The organism is Limnomicrobium aquaticum, assembly GCF_040545545.1.
Classification (GTDB): Bacteria; Pseudomonadota; Alphaproteobacteria; order Rhizobiales; family Rhizobiaceae; genus Ensifer_A; species Ensifer_A aquaticum.
Window position 1 is genome coordinate 119,843 of the sequence record NZ_JBEPMB010000002.1, and the last position, 14,368, is coordinate 134,210.

A 14,368-nucleotide genomic window follows, 5' to 3' on the forward strand; every position below is an offset into this window, starting at 1 on the left:
AATTCAAATCGACCGTTAAAGTTGATTATGTTTGGCTGAATAGTCTGCCACTCCCACGTCCTCCGAAATCTCCTGCCGCAGCTGCGGCCCCTTGGCGAGCCTCCGTCCGAGCGCCGTAACAAACGCCTCGTAACGCTCGCCGGTCTTCGCCCGGGCGGCTTGCGCCGCAGGTTCCGGCAAGGCCGGGGTCGTGGAGAGCCAGAAGCGGACAAACACCGCCAGAGTCTCGACCGAAATCCCGACATCGCGTTCAAGGCGTGCGATGCGACGATCGATCTGATCAAGGCGCTTGGTGAAGGCCGCTTCCTGCCGTTCAGCGGCATCCGGTGACAGAAAGGATTCGATCGCGGCTTCGGCGATGAGCGACCGGGATTGGTCCCGTCGCGCCGCATGTTCTACGAGACGTTTCATGACGGCGGGTTCGAGATAAACAGACAGACGTTGCTTGCAGGGTGATTTTGTCATGTGCGCCTCACAGGTCCATGCCATCGTCGGGATCGAGCGAGACCTGACGCGCCACGCCCTGCATGACACGGGACAGGCGGCTATTGCGGACGGCGTCTTCGTCCGTCTCGTCCGGCAGGTCGATCTCGAATTCATTGCTGATCGGGGCTTTCTTCTCGACCGGCGCGACGCGGGTGAGTTCCGGCTGGTGCCGATGCTCGGATTCGGTCGGATCTTCGTCGCCCTGATCGTCGTTTGGCACATGAGGTTCGAAAAGCGCGGCCCTGTCAGGTATCGGCAGGCTGGTCCAGTCTTCGGGCCGACCTACGTCTGAAGCGGCAAGCTTGGGCGGGGGCATCAGACGCTCTTTGAAACGGGCGTCCTCGTAATACCGGGCCTTTTTCGCGCGGATGGGCGCGAGGCCCGCCGCCATGACGATCTCGTCGGTCGGCGGCAGTTGCATGATTTCGCCGGGGGTCAGCAGGGGGCGCGCTGTCTCGGAACGCGAGACCATCAAATGCCCGAGCCAGGGTGACAGCCGATGCCCGGCATAGTTCTTCATCGCCTTCATCTCGGTCGCGGTGCCGAGCGCGTCCGAAACGCGCTTGGCGGTCCGTTCATCATTGGTGGCGAAGCTGACACGGACATGGCAGTTGTCGAGGATCGAGTTGTTCGCGCCATAGGCCTTTTCGATCTGGTTCAGCGACTGGGCGATCAGGAAGCTCTTGAGGCCATAGCCCGCCATGAAGGCCAGTGCGCTCTCGAAGAAATCCAGCCGCCCTAGCGCCGGAAACTCGTCGAGCATCAGGAGAAGGCGATGCCGTCCGGCCTTAGCCTGCAAATCCTCGGTCAGACGGCGCCCAACCTGGTTGAGGATCAGGCGAATGAGCGGCTTTGTCCGGGCGATGTCGGACGGCGGCACGACGAGATAGAGGGTTGCCGGCTGTTTCGCGGCGACCAGATCCATGATCCGCCAGTCGCAGCGGCGGGTGACTTCAGCAACGACCGGATCGCGGTAAAGCCCGAGAAACGACATGGCGGTGGAGAGCACGCCCGAGCGTTCATTGTCGGACTTGTTGAGGAGTTCGCGTGCCGCGCTGGCAATGACGGGATGCGGACCGGCTTCTCCCAGATGTGCGGTTTTCATCATGGCGGCGAGCGTCGACTCGATCGGGCGGCGGGGATCGGAGAGAAAGGCGGCGACACCGGCCAGTGTCTTGTCAGGCTCGGCATAGAGGACATGGAGAATGGCCCCGACCAGCAGGGCGTGACTGGTCTTTTCCCAATGGTTGCGCTTTTCAAGGGAGCCTTCGGGATCGACGAGGATATCGGCGATGTTCTGGACGTCGCGCACCTCCCATTCCCCGCGGCGGACCTCCAGCAGCGGATTGTAGGCTGAGGATTTGGCGTTGGTCGGATCGAAGAGCAGAACGCGGCCATGCCGGGCGCGGAAGCCGGCCGTGAGCTGCCAGTTTTCGCCTTTGATGTCATGAACGATGGCGGAGCTGGGCCAGGTCAGCAGGGACGGGACGACAAGACCGACACCCTTGCCGGATCGGGTCGGGGCAAAGCAGAGGATATGCTCAGGCCCATCATGGCGCAGATAGTGCTCGTCATAGCGGCCAAGCACGACGCCATCGTGTCCCAAAAGGCCTGCGGCCTTCACTTCATCGGGTTCAGCCCATCGGGCGGAGCCGTAGGTCTCAACCTTCTTGGCCTCACGCGCCCGCCAGACCGACATGCCAATGGCGACGGCTGCCGCGATAAGCCCGCCGGATGCAGCGATGTAGGCGCCTTCCACAAAGATCGGCGGTGCATAGGCGTCATAGGCGTACCACCACCAGAAGAAGGCGGGCGGCAGGTAAACTGGAAAACCGAACAGCCGAAACCAGGGCTCGCCCAGCTCTGGCTGGAAGGCCAGCCGCCATGCCACCCACTCGGTCGCGCCCCAAATGCAGATCAGAACAATCGAAAGGACGGTGAGGATCTGGCCCCAGAGAATTTTGGTCGCGGACATCGGTTTCGTCTTTCGTCAGAAGTTCAAAGGCTAATCCCGCGCTTGCGGGCAAAGCTCCAGTCTATGCCGCCATCGGCGCGCGCGACTCCGGAGACATGGCGGTCGAGATGCTTTTCGAGTGAGGGCGTCCAGGGCACGAGCTGGAAGCCGAGGCCGTCATCGATCATGGCGAAGCGGCCGGAGGCGAGCGTAAGCCGACGGCGATAGTCGCCGGTCACATAATCGCCAGTCCCTAAAGCTTTGAACGGTCGGCCGGTCTCGGCTGCGATCGCCTGACCTGCCTGTTCAAGTTCCTGATTTCGCAGGGTCTCGATCAGACCGCGCGGAAAGATCATCTGGCTGCCGCGACGCTCGGCAATGCCTTGCGCGAGAAGGTGATCGGCACGGGCTTGCAGGGCCTGACGCACCTCCGCACCGAAGCCGCCGTCGGAGAGCGCATGCGGATCACGGGCGATTTTCTGACGATCGAGCCAAGTCGCACCGGACGCGGTGATCTGCCGATCAATGTCGTAGTCCGATCGCACCGCGAGTGCTGCGCGACGCTGGCCGTTGGCGTCATCGAATTTGCGCAGCTCGACGATGGAACCAGGCGCGCTGTCGCCAGCAGCGTCGAGGTTGGAAAGCTTGATGTGGTGGGTGCGTCCGTCCACACCATCGATCACGGCATAGGCGGTGCCCTTCAGCTCGTTGTCGAGGCCGCGGGCGACGAGCCGCCCGACGATGGTATCATCAAGACTTTCACCGGCGAGGACGAAGCTCGCTGATCCGCGTTCGATGCCGCGATCTGTCAGCGCCCGGTGCATGCGCTTGATGATGTCGCCGCGCTCACCAAGCGCGCGCAGTGTGGCTTCTGCCTTGCCGTCAATGACCCATTGCCCCGCGCCAACCTCATGGGCGAGGCCGAGTGTTTCGAGCTTGCGCAGCCGCCCGATTTTTTGGGGGTGGAATTCGTCGGGCCGCTCGGCACTGGCGGGCGCCATATCGATGATGCCATGGGCGTCACGATCACGGGACAGCTGGCGATCGAGCTGGGTCCAATGTTCGGCGTCAATCTGGGCGATCAGGTTGCGGCGGATGTCGAGGTCTGTACGCGGCCCCAGCTCCTGAGTGACGATATCGGCCGCGCGGGCGCGCATGCCATCTTTGATATAGTCGCGGGCGATAACGAGGTCCTGGCCATCGTCAGCGCATCCACGCAGGATGACATGCACATGCGGATTGTCGGTGTTCCAGTGATCGACGGCTGCCCAGTCGAGCTTGGTGCCGAGATCCTTTTCCATCTGGCCCATGAGGTCGCGGGTGAAGGATCGCAGATCGGCCATGTCCGTCGCGTCCTCCGGAGAGACGATGAAGCGGAAATGATGACGGTCGCCATCTGCCCGCTCGGCAAAGGCCTGCCCATCCACCTCTGTCTCGCCCGGACCGAAGAGATGCGCCTTTTCCCCGTCTCGGGTCACACCATCGCGGCGTAGATAATTAAGGTGGGTGGTGAGCGGTGTGGCGCGGGCGCTGTGGCGGACCACACGGGTCTTGATGACAACGACGCGGGAACGGCCGGTCAGAAGGTTATTGGCGCGCACGCTCGCGGTCCGGCCGCGGCCAAAGGTCGAGCGGGTGCCGGCGCTGATGCGGCCAGAGCGGGACACATGGCCGCCAGCCTTCTGGGCCGCTGCCAGGGCCTGAGCGATGAAGGGCCGTGTGGCTTGCGTGCCGGAACTGCGCACGCGGCCAGGACGGATACGGAAGTCCTCGTCTCCACTCATCGCAAAACTCCAGCACATCGCGACAAGGTGTTGATTTTACGAAAGGAATGGAGGTTCTGCGAGGTGCTAAACTTCATCGCACCTCGCAAAAGTGATGCGTAACCCACTGAAAACAAACGACCGACAAAGCCCGCACATCGCGGCCTTTTATCTCGCCATCCTTCGGTCGTGTTGCCAGGCCTCGACCTCTGCGCCCGCCTCTCTACGCCGGTGTCCGATATCGTGCGATCAGGAACCCGGGCGCTCATGGTGTGCTTCCTGCACTGGCGCGGGCGACAAACAGGCCTTCGGACTGCGGCTCGATGGCGGAGACATCGCGCACATCCGTTGTCGCCTGAGCCTGCGAAGACGGACGCTTTTCCGTTACGGGAATGGCGATTTGGCGGGCGGCGTTCTGCGCGATGAACAGCGGCGCCTGTGTCCAGGAGGCGGCATTCGAGGGGCTCGCCAAGGTGCTGTCCGATGATCCACTGGCGTCGACCGATTGCGCCACAAGTGCGACATAGGCGCGGGTTTCGCTGGGCAGCGTTCGGCCATTGAGAGAGGCTTCATAGCGTCTGGGGCCAGCACTATAGGCGGCGATCCAGCCGGGCGAGCCGTAACGGTCGAACAGTTCCCGGATATAGGCAGCGCCTGCGATAATGTTGTCATGCGGATCATAAGGATCTGCGCCCAACCGATGCCGCCCGCGCAAGTCTTCCCAAGTCGCAGGCATGATCTGCATCAGGCCCATGGCGCCCTTGGGTGAGAGCGCTCGGCGGTCACCCGCGCTTTCTGCCGTCATCACTGCGCGTATCCAGCGCGGGGGAAGCTCAAACCGGGCAGCGGCCTCGGCAATATGATCGGCATAGGCACCGCCGGGCGATTGGGCAACCGGCGTCGGCGGATCGGCAAGCGCACGGCTTGGCGGCGCGCTGATAAAGACCAGGCCGGAAAGGAGAAGAGGGAGCAGGCGCATGGCGTCAGTCCCGTCCTTCGCGCTTTTGCGGGCGGTTCCAATGCAGCGACCAGGCGTGACCGGCGTCATCGTCGCGGAACAGATTGGCGCGGATCGGCTGCGGAAGCAGCGGATCATCGAGAGCCAAGGCGATGAATTCGCCCGCGCGTTCGCCGGTGCGCTTCCATCCGGCTCCGGCTTCAGGGCCGTCCTCGGTATCGAGGTGGACACGGTAGTCTGGCGCGCCTTCCGTATCGGACGGGGCAATGGCGACGATCACCAGTTCGGCGCTCAGCATAAGCGTGCGGATGTGGCCGGAAAACCCCGAAGGGGTACGCGTAAACTGTCCGATCTGTGTCATGGAAATCTCCTTGGAATGGTGGAAGAAGACGGCAACGCGGGCGCTCAAGGCGCTGTTGCGCGCCAGATGAAGCGGCCCGTTCCGGTAGGATCGGTGTAGAGAGGCTGCGCGTTGCCGAGCACATCCGTGACCGGCAGCGGGCCGAAATAACGGCTATCGAGGCTATCACGGGCGGCGGGGTTAAGCAGAAAAACCGCGTTCGGAGCGATGTGCTGGCAGCCCTGCCAGACCGGCAATTCACGACCGCGCCTGTCGCGGTCGAGTGCCGTGGCGGCGAAACGTCCATCGATCATGATGTCGCGGCCGATCCGGCAGACCTGTTGCCCGGAAAGGGCCGAGATGTGTTTCAGAAGGGGGATGCCACGACCGATATAGCGGCGCTCGACCATGAAATCTTCGAGCGCCTCGTCTGGTTTGACGACCACCAGATCGCCGACTTCTAGCTTGTCGGCTGGGCCAACAGCATAGAGGCCGATGGGCGCACTGGCTGTGGCGTTCCAGAGGAGTTGCATCGGCATAACGGAAAAGGTGGTGATGCCGATCGCTGAAAGGGCCGTGGCCGCCGCGAGAAGATAAAGGACGCGCTTCATTGGCTGGCCTCCAGTCGTTTAAGCCACGCCCGATGACGCGCCAGCGTGTAGGGGCGTGGCGGTTCGCCGGTCGCGAGGCGATTGTGGAGATGACGCCAGTGATCGGGCGCAACAGCGCACGGGTCGATCCGCAAGGCCTCAATGGCGTCGATGTGGCTCAAAACCCGTTCGACCTTCGGCCAGCTCGCCACATGCAGCAGGATGTCGCCACCGGGCACCACGGAAGGCACGGTCTGGAATACGTAGCCGGGTCGCACGGTGCGCACGACGTAGAGATGCGAACTCACCGTGCCGAACCTGTTCGCCGCCCAGCGGATGAGCGCGAAGACGCTCTCCGGCGCGAAGCTGACGCAGCGTCGGCGGCGGTCGATCAGGCGTTCGGAGGTCTCATGGCCGAAGCGTATCCAGTGTTCGATCTGCTTCTCGATCCACACCAGCTCGACCTCGGTGAGTTCTGTGGCCTGCGCAGATGCTGGCCCAGCCTGGCGGATCGCTTGGCTTCCGGCTATCACGCTCATGACGGCTCTCTGGCGTCGTCTGGAAACTCCCGCGCGAGGAGATCGCGCAGCATGTCGGCAACGGTCATGCCCCGGCGGAAGGCGGCGATCTTGATGCGCCCGCGCATGTCCGGCGTGACGTCGATGGTCAGACGTGCGGTGTTGAGCGCGCTATCAGCGCCGCGCGCTGGCGCATCAGGCGCCTTGATCCAGCTCTCCGGATCGGCTGGCCGGGCGGCGAAGCCGCGACGGGACGGGCGCTCAGCCATGACACACCCTCCCGGCAGCAAGGCTCGTGATGTCATCGACGAGCTGGGCAACTTCTCGCGCGGCTGGCCCTTCAGGGTCGAGTTCCTGCACCAGCTGTCCAGATTGGGCGGCGGCGGCAAAGACGATGCGCTGGCCGATGGTTGCGCCGAGCACCGGCGGGTCATGATCGGCAAGACCGTCAGCGGTTTCACGCGCCAGTATGGTGCGCGCCGCACAGCGATTGAGGACGAAACGGGCGGCAAGCTCCGGACGATAGATGCGGGCTTCCTTGAGCAGGGCGAGCATTTCAGCGGAAGCCCAGCCGTCGAGCGGTGAAGGCTGTACCGGGATCAGCACCAGGTCTGCCGCCAGAAGCGCCGAGCGCATCAATCCGGCGACACGGGGCGGACCATCGATGACGACGTGGTCGGCGCTGCGGGCAAGTTCCGGTGCTTCACGGTGGAGCGTATCGCGGGCCAGTCCGATCACACCGAAGAGCCGTGGCAGGCGTTCATGCTCGCGTTGCTGCGACCAGTCCAATGCCGAGCCCTGCGGGTCGGCGTCGATGAGGGTGACGCGCTGGCCCTTTCGCGCCCATTCGCCTGCCAGATGCAGCGCCAGCGTCGTCTTGCCGACGCCACCTTTCTGATTGAGGAGAGCCACGATCATCGCGCTTCTCCCGAACGGTCTGGAGACTGGCTCTTGGTGATCGGTTTTCCGGCGCTTTCCTGGGCGTCAAAGGCATCGTCAGATGGGTTTTCCCCATCGCGCGCGCGCATCAAGAAGTTAGATTCTGAGTTAGATTCTAAGTTAAGGGGGCGATTTCCGCTTTTATGTCCGTAGTTTAGACCCTGTTTGGGTTCCTGATAGCACGAGAGGGCGGTTCCTGATGGCACGTGTCCGAGGGTTCCCGATGGCACGAGGCTATCCACAGCCTGTCCACAGGCGGGATGAGGTTCGAAGGCGAGTAGCATTCGTCCGCCAACCTCGACCTCCAGAAACAGCGTGTAGCCCGGCAGGGGCTGACGGCGCACGATGTCACGCAGCTCGAAGGCGAAGCGCTTGAACGGCGATAGAGCGCCGGATTTCTGGTGCAGGTGACGGAAGTCGAACCGCCAGCCGTTGCGCTGCCGGCCGCCATGCTTGCGCACAAGGCGATAGAGCCAGCGGTCAAGCCCGCCAGTCAGATCGAAATAGGCCCGGTCAATGGTGAGGATGAGGGCGTTGTCGAGCACGGCCTGATAGAACCAGTCAGGAACAATCAGCTCGATGCCGTCTGGGCGACCGGTCCGATCCGTGCGCTCCTTCCATTCGTTGATCCAGGAGAAGCGATGGCGGCGGCCTTCCGCCGCCTGACGGATGGAGGTGCTGACCGTCGTCGATTGCAGCCGGTCCAGCGCCGCCTTGAGGCGCTGATAGTCGCGAAGTGATGTTCCACGACCGATGAAGGTGAGAATTTCATAGGGTGTCGCCGCCATGAGCCGCGAGGTCCGCAAGCCGGAGTCGCGGGCTTCAACGATCTGGCTTGCGGCCCAGATCAGGATGTCGGCGTCCCAGATGGTGGCCATGCCATGGTCTGGCACAGCCTCGACGCGGATCGAGATGGCGCCCGCGACGAAGTCGATGGGCGTCACACGATGCGATTTGGACAGGGAGAAGAAGGGATAGGCCATGAGATCCTGCGCATCTCTTGGCGCGAAATCGCCAGGGAGTGCCCGAAAGAGATCGAGCTGCCCACGTTCCGAAAGGGTTCGATGCCGCGCCGACATTGGACAACGACGCCGGGTCAGCGCGCGAGGCGGCTTGGCTGGCCGTCCGACGGGAAGCCATGGCGCTTGGCTGGAAGTACCTTGCCGCGCGGATCGGTTGTCGACGTCACCGCCCCGCGCTCGGCCCAGGCCTGTAGGTCGTCGACGGCGTAGACGACGCGGCCCCCGAGTTTCTTGTAGGCCGGACCGGTGCCATAGGTGCGGTGCTTTTCGAGGGTCCGGGCAGATAGGCTGAGGAATTCGGCGGCTTCCTTGGTGCGCAGAAAGCGCGGCGGCAAAACGGCGAGATCGGGGCGCATGGATCGGCCTTTCGTGGTGTGCGTTGGAACCGTCGGGAACAGACGGCGAATGCAGGCCACGATGGCGAAGGGAAGCGGGTTGGATGGAGGAGGAATTTGCGGGGGTCGAATTTCCCACACCGCGTCAGTACAAGAGTTTCAGGGTTTGCGACGGTGGCGAAGGAGTTTGCGATAGCCGCCGGAAATCATCGAGCGGGCGTCGCGGAGGAGCGACATCACCGAATGGCGGATCGGGGACACTTGCCATTCGCTTCGGCCCAATCGTTTGAGGCGGAAGAGGCTCTGGGCGATCTCTTGCTGGGTGGCGCCGGAGCGTAATCCATCGATGGCCTGTAGCATGCGCCGTGCCCGGGCGCGTTGCTGGCGCGTCAGACGTGCGTCGGGCGGCACGGACCGGCCATGAAGGTGAGCGAGGAGGCGATAGACGGCTGCAAGCCGGTCGAAGCCTTCCAGCGTCAGGGGAATGATCGCGGCAAGGGGTTCGGCGTCCAGGCTGAACACTTGCAGCCTTTGATCGTCCAGCAGAGGCAATAGCGCATGGAAACCGTCAATGTTTTGCTGGTCTGCGGGCAAGGCGATCGGCAAGGGACTGTCTTGCGAGCGCGCGTCTTGCAGCACCGGCGGCGGTGACGATAACAGAACCACGCTGGTATCGGCTTGCGGCAGCCAAAAGACAGGGGCGTCAGGCAGGTCGAGGGCTGGATCGACGGCGAAATCGCAACCCCCAGTGCTGGCGGATTTTTTCCGTCAGCTGTTCGCGGTCAGCGCCGGGGTCGCTCAGAGCTTCATAGTCCCTGTCGTAGCCTTCGTTGCGGCGCAACCACTCCCAGGCGAGATCAGAGGCGCTCAGGGTGTCGACGTGTTCGTAATTCGCGGCGGATCGCCAGCGAGACGCATCTGGCAGCATCAGAACCCTCCATCAATGGTGCCGAATTGAGGGAGGGGTAAGATTCCCGGATGGGTTGTCGGGTGGAAGACAGAGAGTCGGCATCGCCTGATGCCGTAGAAGCATCACCCCGTTAAGCGGGTGGGTTCTTGCCGATCAGCTCCCGATAGCCGTGCTCGCTCATCCATTGGGCGCGAGCGAGATGGGCAGCATGAACACGGCGACATCGTTCCGGATCGGCGTCTGGATCAAGGTCAAACAGAACCTTCATGACATCTCGCCAGTCAGCCCCGTCGCGCGCGGCGTCCAGGAGGCGCAGATAGAGCATCATATGCTCCTGGTCATAGACTGTGAGCGAAGGCCCCGCCGGTGGCTCGTCCTGAAAATGTTGGGTTGATTGCGCCATTACCTGACACCGTAGCAGATGATTTCCACGCCGTTAACTCTATGCACCCTGTCAATGACCCGGGCATGATGAAGTACGGGGAAGGCAGGCATGGTATTCTCAGCGGTCAATCAACGATTATCTTTGCCGAGACTGTTCATGATGCAGAAGCACACCTTCACCCTTGTCGGTCAGCAGGAGCACAATGCCTGCCGCCTCCAGTGCCCTGCGAACCTGATCGCGCGTGGTTTCATACACCTCGAGGCCGCTTTCGGATTCGAGGCGCTTGAGCGCGGTCAATGATACTCGGGCCTTGTCAGCGAGCGTCTCCTGCGTCCATCCCAGCAACGCGCGTGCGGCCCGTGATTGTCGGGCGGTGATCATGCATGATCACCTCCCACCGGCAGCAACGCATATGCCAGAACTACGACTATAATAGTCGCTCTTGGCGCGCGGTGCGAGTAAAAACCGTTGAAGATCGCGGCGCTAACCGGAATTGACCAGCAACTGATTCGGTTGTCAGGGGAAAGACCCCGGCCGGAGGGCCGGGGTCTTGGCGCCGGGGTCAGTCGCCGCGGCGGCCGTTGGGGCGGGACCAGATCAGCGAGTAGGTCTCGCCGTCCTCATCGTCGAAGAGATTGGCGTAGATGGGGGCGTTGAAGCTCGGATCGTCGAGCTTGAGGCCGAGATAGGGCCGGTCGTCGTTGGAGCGCTTCGACCAGGCGGCTCCGATTTCGGCCCGGCCGACCATGACGCGGTGGCTGGGGGCGTTCTCGCCGTTGGCGCGAAGGTCTGGGACGATGCGAACGCCCTTGGCCTGGACGCTCAGAGTAACGATCTCGCCGGTGAACTCGTTTGATCCGGTTTTCTTGAAGGTGCCGATGGTAGCCATTTTAAAATCTCCGTTTTTCGTATTCGAGCCCGCTACCGCAGCGGCCTCGATGGCGATCGGGAGGCCGGAGGCGATCGACGCCGCATCGACAAATCATTCATGATGGCGACCGGAGCGAAGCGGAGGATGGTGACGGAGCGGTTTTCTTGGCTCGCGAGGAATGGGTGAAACCCAGGGGAAGAAAATTGCGTTGCGCCATTGCGGCTTAGGCGGTCGAGGCGAAGCCGTCCTTCGGCCAGATCAGCCCATTGGAGAGGCCGTGCAGGTGGCGGTTCTCAACGAGTCCGAACGGAGATAGATGGCTGCCTTGGTTTCTCATGAACCGGCATAGGCAGTGACATCGAGATCAATTGCCAGTGCCTGGACCTTAGGCTTGCATCATCCTGACCGATGCCACCTGATAGCCCGCCGCAGTGCCGTCTGGTCGGCAGCGTCAGTCTGAGGCTTTTCTGTCGCGTGGCAAATGGGGATCGTGTTTCATCGGCTCACTTGATGATCGTTCACACCGCCCGTCCCAAATACCTTGAGGCACAAGGCGGCGGAAGTCTTCGCTTGGCTGGGTCGACCTGCGTTGATCACGATTGCTACGCCCGCGCCACGGTCCCGCTCGACGGCGGGGACGCTACCATGCCCGCCACCCTCAGAAACGCAGTGATCCCCACGACGACCGCGCCGACAACGGAGAAGATGACCTGCCAGGTTTCAGACGGCATGGTGTGCTTGACGATACCATGCGTGGCGTGAAAGCCGGCGATTGCCGCCGGAAGCACAAAAGCAGCCGCAATCAAAAGCCTGATCCAGAGAGGCCGCACGACGATCAGCAGAAATTGGCCGATGCCCAGTGTCAGCGCCGCGCCAATAAGGCCGATGAGGATTGCGCCAGGCCATCCAGCGCCCGTGCCATAAGCCCACGTTCCGATTGAAACGCCGGCGAAAAGCGGCAGTGCGAAGACCGCGAGCGTGAACAACAGCCAGCACAAGAAGCCTATGGCGGCGATGGATGCGAGAATGCCGAGAAAGAGCATGGTGGTATCTCCGGGAGATGAACTCTGACGGTTGCGCCTCCACCACCACCACGGCGCAGCTGCATTATAGCAAATCGACAATGATAAGAGGAGTGGAAACCGGCGGGTTTCCGCCATTTGAGGCGAGGCGTTCGCCCCGTTAAGGGGCGAAGGGATCGATTTCGCGCAGGATCGAGGCCTCGTCGCCGTCGAATTCGGCGGCCGGCGTAACCGAGAGCGTGCCGTCGCCGGCGCGGAAGATGATGATGGCCACCATCAGGGTTGAGGCGAGGCTGAGAGCGAAGGCGTAAGCGTCGGTGGAGGACATTGATCCGGCTCCTGTTTGAAGCGGAGGACCATCCCCCGCTGACAGGCGCCCGAAGCGTCCGGCCAAAGGCCGCAATCACCGATGAAGGCGAAGCCGCAAGCGGCGGCACGCGCATGCGTAGTCCGACCCTTTACGGGTTGATGGCGTCAGGCCGTTGGATGGATCAAGGATAAGCGCAAATGAAGCGGGGTGGCTCCTGCTCGAATATTCGCCGGAATCAGTTGCGTTCGGTGATGCTATTGGCTTGTTAAGTTCGTTGACTGCGCCTTGACGCATGGCCTTGGCTTCGGCATCGTCCTTGCTATGTCCTCAGCGCCTAACGCCGTTCGCCTTCGTGTATCGATTGATGGTATCCAGCCAGCCATCTGGCGGCGTTTGCTCATACCGGCACACTGGAATCTCGAACACCTCCACCTTGGAATTCAGGCCGCGTTCAATTGGTGGAACTACCATCTCCACGAATTCCACATCGGCGGACTGCGCTTTGGCGATGTCGCCCTTCTGGAAGATGGGGCGGGTCCAGATGATCCGCGTGTTTTCGATGAACGGGATGTTCAACTTAAGGATTTTTCTCGATCCGGAAGCACTTTTACCTACACATATGACTTCGGCGACAACTGGCGACATACGGTTGAACTGGAGGAATGGCTTTGGCTTGATGTATTTCCCAAAAAGGCCATCTGCGAGGACGGTGCCTTTGCAAGGCCGCCTGAAGACGTCGGCGGGATCTCGGGATATGAGCATTTCCTCGAGGTGATGGGGGATCCTGGCGACCCTGAACACGCCGACATCAAGCGTTGGTGCGGTGGGCACTTCGATCCCGAGTGGTTTGATCTGGACCTCGTCAACAAGGATGTCGGCAACGCACTGAAACCAAATGTTCGCCGGAGGTTGCATCAGCCCAAGCCAAAGCGGGTGTAGGCGTTCCAGCGGCGCTCACGCACCGCTTCCGCCGAATCGATAAACCGGGATGCCCAGCTTGCGGGCCTTGTCGGCGAGATTGTCCTGAATACCGGTGCCGGGGAAGACGATAACCCCGATTGGCATGACAGAGAGCATCTGATCGTTGCGTTTGAACGGTGCGGCCTTGGCGTGCTTCACCCAGTCGGGCTTGAAGGCGACCTGTGGCACATTGCGATGATCGGCCCAGCGCGCAGCGATCTTTTCGGCGCCTTTGGGAGAGCCGCCGTGCATTAGGACCATGTCGGGATGCTTGGCGTGGACCTGATCGAGTTTGGCCCAGATCAGCTTGTGGTCGGCAGTGTCGCCGCCGGTGAAGGCGATCTTCGGCCCGGCGGGCATCAGCACTTCGGTCTCAGTGCGACGTTTGGCTGCCAGGAAGTCGCGACTGTCGATCATCGCTGCGGTAAGATTGCGATGGTTGACCATCGATCCTGTGCGGGGCCTCCAGCTTGATCCGGTATGGCGCTCGAAATGGTCGGCGGCTTGGTCGCGCATCAGTTCGAAGGCGTCGCGGCGCTCAAGAAGCGTCTGGCCCTCGGCGGTGAGGCGCTCCAGTTCGACGGATTTCACCTCGCTGCCATCCTGTTCGCGCTGAAGGCGGCGCTGTCCTTGCTCGTTGTCGTCCAGTTCGCGTTCAATCCGGTGGCAAGCGCGGTGGAAGAGATTGACGGTTGACCAGAGGAGATCGTCGAGATCGGGTTCCAGGCGGGTGTCAATAAGGGTTGCAATCAGGGCGTCGAAGATGTCGGCGATAGCGCCGGTGACGCGGGTTGCTTCCGGCAGTGGGCGGGGGTCTGGTTCGCCCTCAAAAGGGCGATAGCCGTAAAGCTGAAGCTCCTGGAGGAGATGGTCTGTGGGAGAGGATGCGTGGTGGGGCTCGAAATCGTCGCGCTCGCTCATGGGATGCTCCATCGTTTGGACCGCGACCCTCGCGGCCTTCATGGCGACGAAGCGCATGGGCGGGACGGGACTGCACCCGCAGCA

20 protein-coding genes are annotated in these 14,368 nt (G+C 62.3%); 1 reads left to right on the top strand and 19 read right to left on the bottom strand.

Annotated elements, in window-relative coordinates; translation table 11 throughout:
• Positions 1-15 precede the first annotated feature (15 nt).
• From ABID16_RS09165 to ABID16_RS09250, 18 genes are all read right to left on the bottom strand, one after another.
• The gene (locus ABID16_RS09165) at positions 16-465 is read right to left on the bottom strand and encodes a ribbon-helix-helix protein, CopG family (RefSeq protein WP_354556044.1); all 450 of its coding nucleotides are present in this window, start codon (positions 463-465) and stop codon (positions 16-18) included.
• Between the two features lie 7 nt (positions 466-472).
• Positions 473-2,461, bottom strand: coding sequence for a conjugal transfer protein TraG (locus ABID16_RS09170; RefSeq protein ID WP_354556045.1), 1,989 nt, complete (start codon positions 2,459-2,461; stop codon positions 473-475).
• A gap of 23 nt (positions 2,462-2,484) precedes the next feature.
• The gene (locus ABID16_RS09175; RefSeq protein WP_354556046.1) at positions 2,485-4,224 is read right to left on the bottom strand and encodes a relaxase/mobilization nuclease domain-containing protein; all 1,740 of its coding nucleotides are present in this window, start codon (positions 4,222-4,224) and stop codon (positions 2,485-2,487) included.
• A gap of 244 nt (positions 4,225-4,468) precedes the next feature.
• Positions 4,469-5,182 carry a lytic transglycosylase domain-containing protein gene (locus ABID16_RS09180; protein ID WP_354556047.1) on the bottom strand — a complete coding sequence of 238 codons (714 nt, stop codon included), beginning with the start codon at positions 5,180-5,182 and terminating at the stop codon, positions 4,469-4,471.
• Between the two features lie 4 nt (positions 5,183-5,186).
• Entirely contained in the window at positions 5,187-5,522 is a 336-nt protein-coding gene (locus ABID16_RS09185) for a DUF736 domain-containing protein (protein ID WP_354556048.1), read from the bottom strand.
• A gap of 44 nt (positions 5,523-5,566) precedes the next feature.
• Positions 5,567-6,112, bottom strand: a complete 546-nt coding sequence (locus ABID16_RS09190; protein WP_354556049.1) for a S26 family signal peptidase — start codon at positions 6,110-6,112, stop codon at positions 5,567-5,569.
• On the bottom strand, positions 6,109-6,630 hold the full coding sequence (locus ABID16_RS09195) for a DUF2840 domain-containing protein (protein WP_354556050.1): 522 nt from the start codon (positions 6,628-6,630) through the stop codon (positions 6,109-6,111). The genes ABID16_RS09190 and ABID16_RS09195 overlap by 4 nt, the downstream gene beginning before the upstream one ends.
• The gene (locus tag ABID16_RS09200) at positions 6,627-6,878 is read right to left on the bottom strand and encodes a ribbon-helix-helix protein (RefSeq protein WP_354556051.1); all 252 of its coding nucleotides are present in this window, start codon (positions 6,876-6,878) and stop codon (positions 6,627-6,629) included. Before ABID16_RS09200 ends, ABID16_RS09195 begins: the two co-directional genes overlap by 4 nt.
• Positions 6,871-7,527: a ParA family partition ATPase gene (gene parA, locus ABID16_RS09205; protein WP_354556052.1), complete on the bottom strand. Its 657-nt coding sequence runs from the start codon at positions 7,525-7,527 to the stop codon at positions 6,871-6,873. Before parA ends, ABID16_RS09200 begins: the two co-directional genes overlap by 8 nt.
• Positions 7,524-8,627: a replication initiator protein A gene (locus ABID16_RS09210; RefSeq protein ID WP_354556053.1), complete on the bottom strand. Its 1,104-nt coding sequence runs from the start codon at positions 8,625-8,627 to the stop codon at positions 7,524-7,526. Before ABID16_RS09210 ends, parA begins: the two co-directional genes overlap by 4 nt.
• A gap of 17 nt (positions 8,628-8,644) precedes the next feature.
• Positions 8,645-8,926: a helix-turn-helix transcriptional regulator gene (locus ABID16_RS09215; protein WP_354556054.1), complete on the bottom strand. Its 282-nt coding sequence runs from the start codon at positions 8,924-8,926 to the stop codon at positions 8,645-8,647.
• A 138-nt stretch (positions 8,927-9,064) separates the two neighbouring features.
• Positions 9,065-9,511, bottom strand: a complete 447-nt coding sequence (locus ABID16_RS09220) for a DUF2285 domain-containing protein (RefSeq protein WP_354556055.1) — start codon at positions 9,509-9,511, stop codon at positions 9,065-9,067.
• A gap of 97 nt (positions 9,512-9,608) precedes the next feature.
• Entirely contained in the window at positions 9,609-9,833 is a 225-nt protein-coding gene (locus tag ABID16_RS09225; RefSeq protein ID WP_354556056.1) for a transcriptional regulator domain-containing protein, read from the bottom strand.
• Positions 9,834-9,945: 112 nt separating this feature from the next.
• Positions 9,946-10,236 (bottom strand): DNA -binding domain-containing protein, encoded by a 291-nt coding sequence (locus tag ABID16_RS09230; RefSeq protein ID WP_354556508.1) that lies wholly within the window; start codon positions 10,234-10,236, stop codon positions 9,946-9,948.
• Between the two features lie 99 nt (positions 10,237-10,335).
• The gene (locus ABID16_RS09235) at positions 10,336-10,581 is read right to left on the bottom strand and encodes a helix-turn-helix domain-containing protein (RefSeq protein ID WP_113372415.1); all 246 of its coding nucleotides are present in this window, start codon (positions 10,579-10,581) and stop codon (positions 10,336-10,338) included.
• A gap of 181 nt (positions 10,582-10,762) precedes the next feature.
• On the bottom strand, positions 10,763-11,089 hold the full coding sequence (locus tag ABID16_RS09240; protein WP_112796495.1) for a DUF736 domain-containing protein: 327 nt from the start codon (positions 11,087-11,089) through the stop codon (positions 10,763-10,765).
• Positions 11,090-11,673: 584 nt separating this feature from the next.
• Positions 11,674-12,114 (bottom strand): hypothetical protein, encoded by a 441-nt coding sequence (locus ABID16_RS09245; RefSeq protein ID WP_354556057.1) that lies wholly within the window; start codon positions 12,112-12,114, stop codon positions 11,674-11,676.
• Between the two features lie 139 nt (positions 12,115-12,253).
• A complete protein-coding gene (locus tag ABID16_RS09250; protein ID WP_174156977.1) occupies positions 12,254-12,421 on the bottom strand; it encodes a hypothetical protein in 168 nt (55 codons plus the stop codon).
• Between the two features lie 303 nt (positions 12,422-12,724).
• Between ABID16_RS09250 and ABID16_RS09255 the strand changes: the two genes are divergently transcribed.
• Entirely contained in the window at positions 12,725-13,342 is a 618-nt protein-coding gene (locus ABID16_RS09255; protein ID WP_354556509.1) for a plasmid pRiA4b ORF-3 family protein, read from the top strand.
• A gap of 15 nt (positions 13,343-13,357) precedes the next feature.
• Here the strand turns inward: ABID16_RS09255 and ABID16_RS09260 are convergent, their stop codons facing one another.
• Complete coding sequence (locus tag ABID16_RS09260) at positions 13,358-14,284, bottom strand: DUF2493 domain-containing protein (protein ID WP_354556058.1); 927 nt, start codon at positions 14,282-14,284, stop codon at positions 13,358-13,360.
• Between the last annotated feature and the right edge of the window lie 84 nt (positions 14,285-14,368).

What these genes read in the sequence shown, in the direction of transcription:
- ABID16_RS09245 (WP_354556057.1), bottom strand. Translation starts at nt 12,114, where the DNA reads ATGCTCTTTCTCGGCATTCTCGCATCCATCGCCGCCATAGGCTTCTTG.
- ABID16_RS09255 (WP_354556509.1), top strand. Translation starts at nt 12,725, where the DNA reads ATGTCCTCAGCGCCTAACGCCGTTCGCCTTCGTGTATCGATTGATGGT.
- ABID16_RS09225 (WP_354556056.1), bottom strand. Translation starts at nt 9,833, where the DNA reads ATGCTGCCAGATGCGTCTCGCTGGCGATCCGCCGCGAATTACGAACAC.
- ABID16_RS09190 (WP_354556049.1), bottom strand. Translation starts at nt 6,112, where the DNA reads ATGAAGCGCGTCCTTTATCTTCTCGCGGCGGCCACGGCCCTTTCAGCG.
- ABID16_RS09175 (WP_354556046.1), bottom strand. Translation starts at nt 4,224, where the DNA reads ATGAGTGGAGACGAGGACTTCCGTATCCGTCCTGGCCGCGTGCGCAGT.
- ABID16_RS09240 (WP_112796495.1), bottom strand. Translation starts at nt 11,089, where the DNA reads ATGGCTACCATCGGCACCTTCAAGAAAACCGGATCAAACGAGTTCACC.
- ABID16_RS09250 (WP_174156977.1), bottom strand. Translation starts at nt 12,421, where the DNA reads ATGTCCTCCACCGACGCTTACGCCTTCGCTCTCAGCCTCGCCTCAACC.
- ABID16_RS09195 (WP_354556050.1), bottom strand. Translation starts at nt 6,630, where the DNA reads ATGAGCGTGATAGCCGGAAGCCAAGCGATCCGCCAGGCTGGGCCAGCA.
- ABID16_RS09235 (WP_113372415.1), bottom strand. Translation starts at nt 10,581, where the DNA reads ATGATCACCGCCCGACAATCACGGGCCGCACGCGCGTTGCTGGGATGG.
- ABID16_RS09180 (WP_354556047.1), bottom strand. Translation starts at nt 5,182, where the DNA reads ATGCGCCTGCTCCCTCTTCTCCTTTCCGGCCTGGTCTTTATCAGCGCG.
- ABID16_RS09170 (WP_354556045.1), bottom strand. Translation starts at nt 2,461, where the DNA reads ATGTCCGCGACCAAAATTCTCTGGGGCCAGATCCTCACCGTCCTTTCG.
- ABID16_RS09215 (WP_354556054.1), bottom strand. Translation starts at nt 8,926, where the DNA reads ATGCGCCCCGATCTCGCCGTTTTGCCGCCGCGCTTTCTGCGCACCAAG.
- ABID16_RS09260 (WP_354556058.1), bottom strand. Translation starts at nt 14,284, where the DNA reads ATGAGCGAGCGCGACGATTTCGAGCCCCACCACGCATCCTCTCCCACA.
- parA (WP_354556052.1), bottom strand. Translation starts at nt 7,527, where the DNA reads ATGATCGTGGCTCTCCTCAATCAGAAAGGTGGCGTCGGCAAGACGACG.
- ABID16_RS09210 (WP_354556053.1), bottom strand. Translation starts at nt 8,627, where the DNA reads ATGTCGGCGCGGCATCGAACCCTTTCGGAACGTGGGCAGCTCGATCTC.
- ABID16_RS09185 (WP_354556048.1), bottom strand. Translation starts at nt 5,522, where the DNA reads ATGACACAGATCGGACAGTTTACGCGTACCCCTTCGGGGTTTTCCGGC.
- ABID16_RS09200 (WP_354556051.1), bottom strand. Translation starts at nt 6,878, where the DNA reads ATGGCTGAGCGCCCGTCCCGTCGCGGCTTCGCCGCCCGGCCAGCCGAT.
- ABID16_RS09165 (WP_354556044.1), bottom strand. Translation starts at nt 465, where the DNA reads ATGACAAAATCACCCTGCAAGCAACGTCTGTCTGTTTATCTCGAACCC.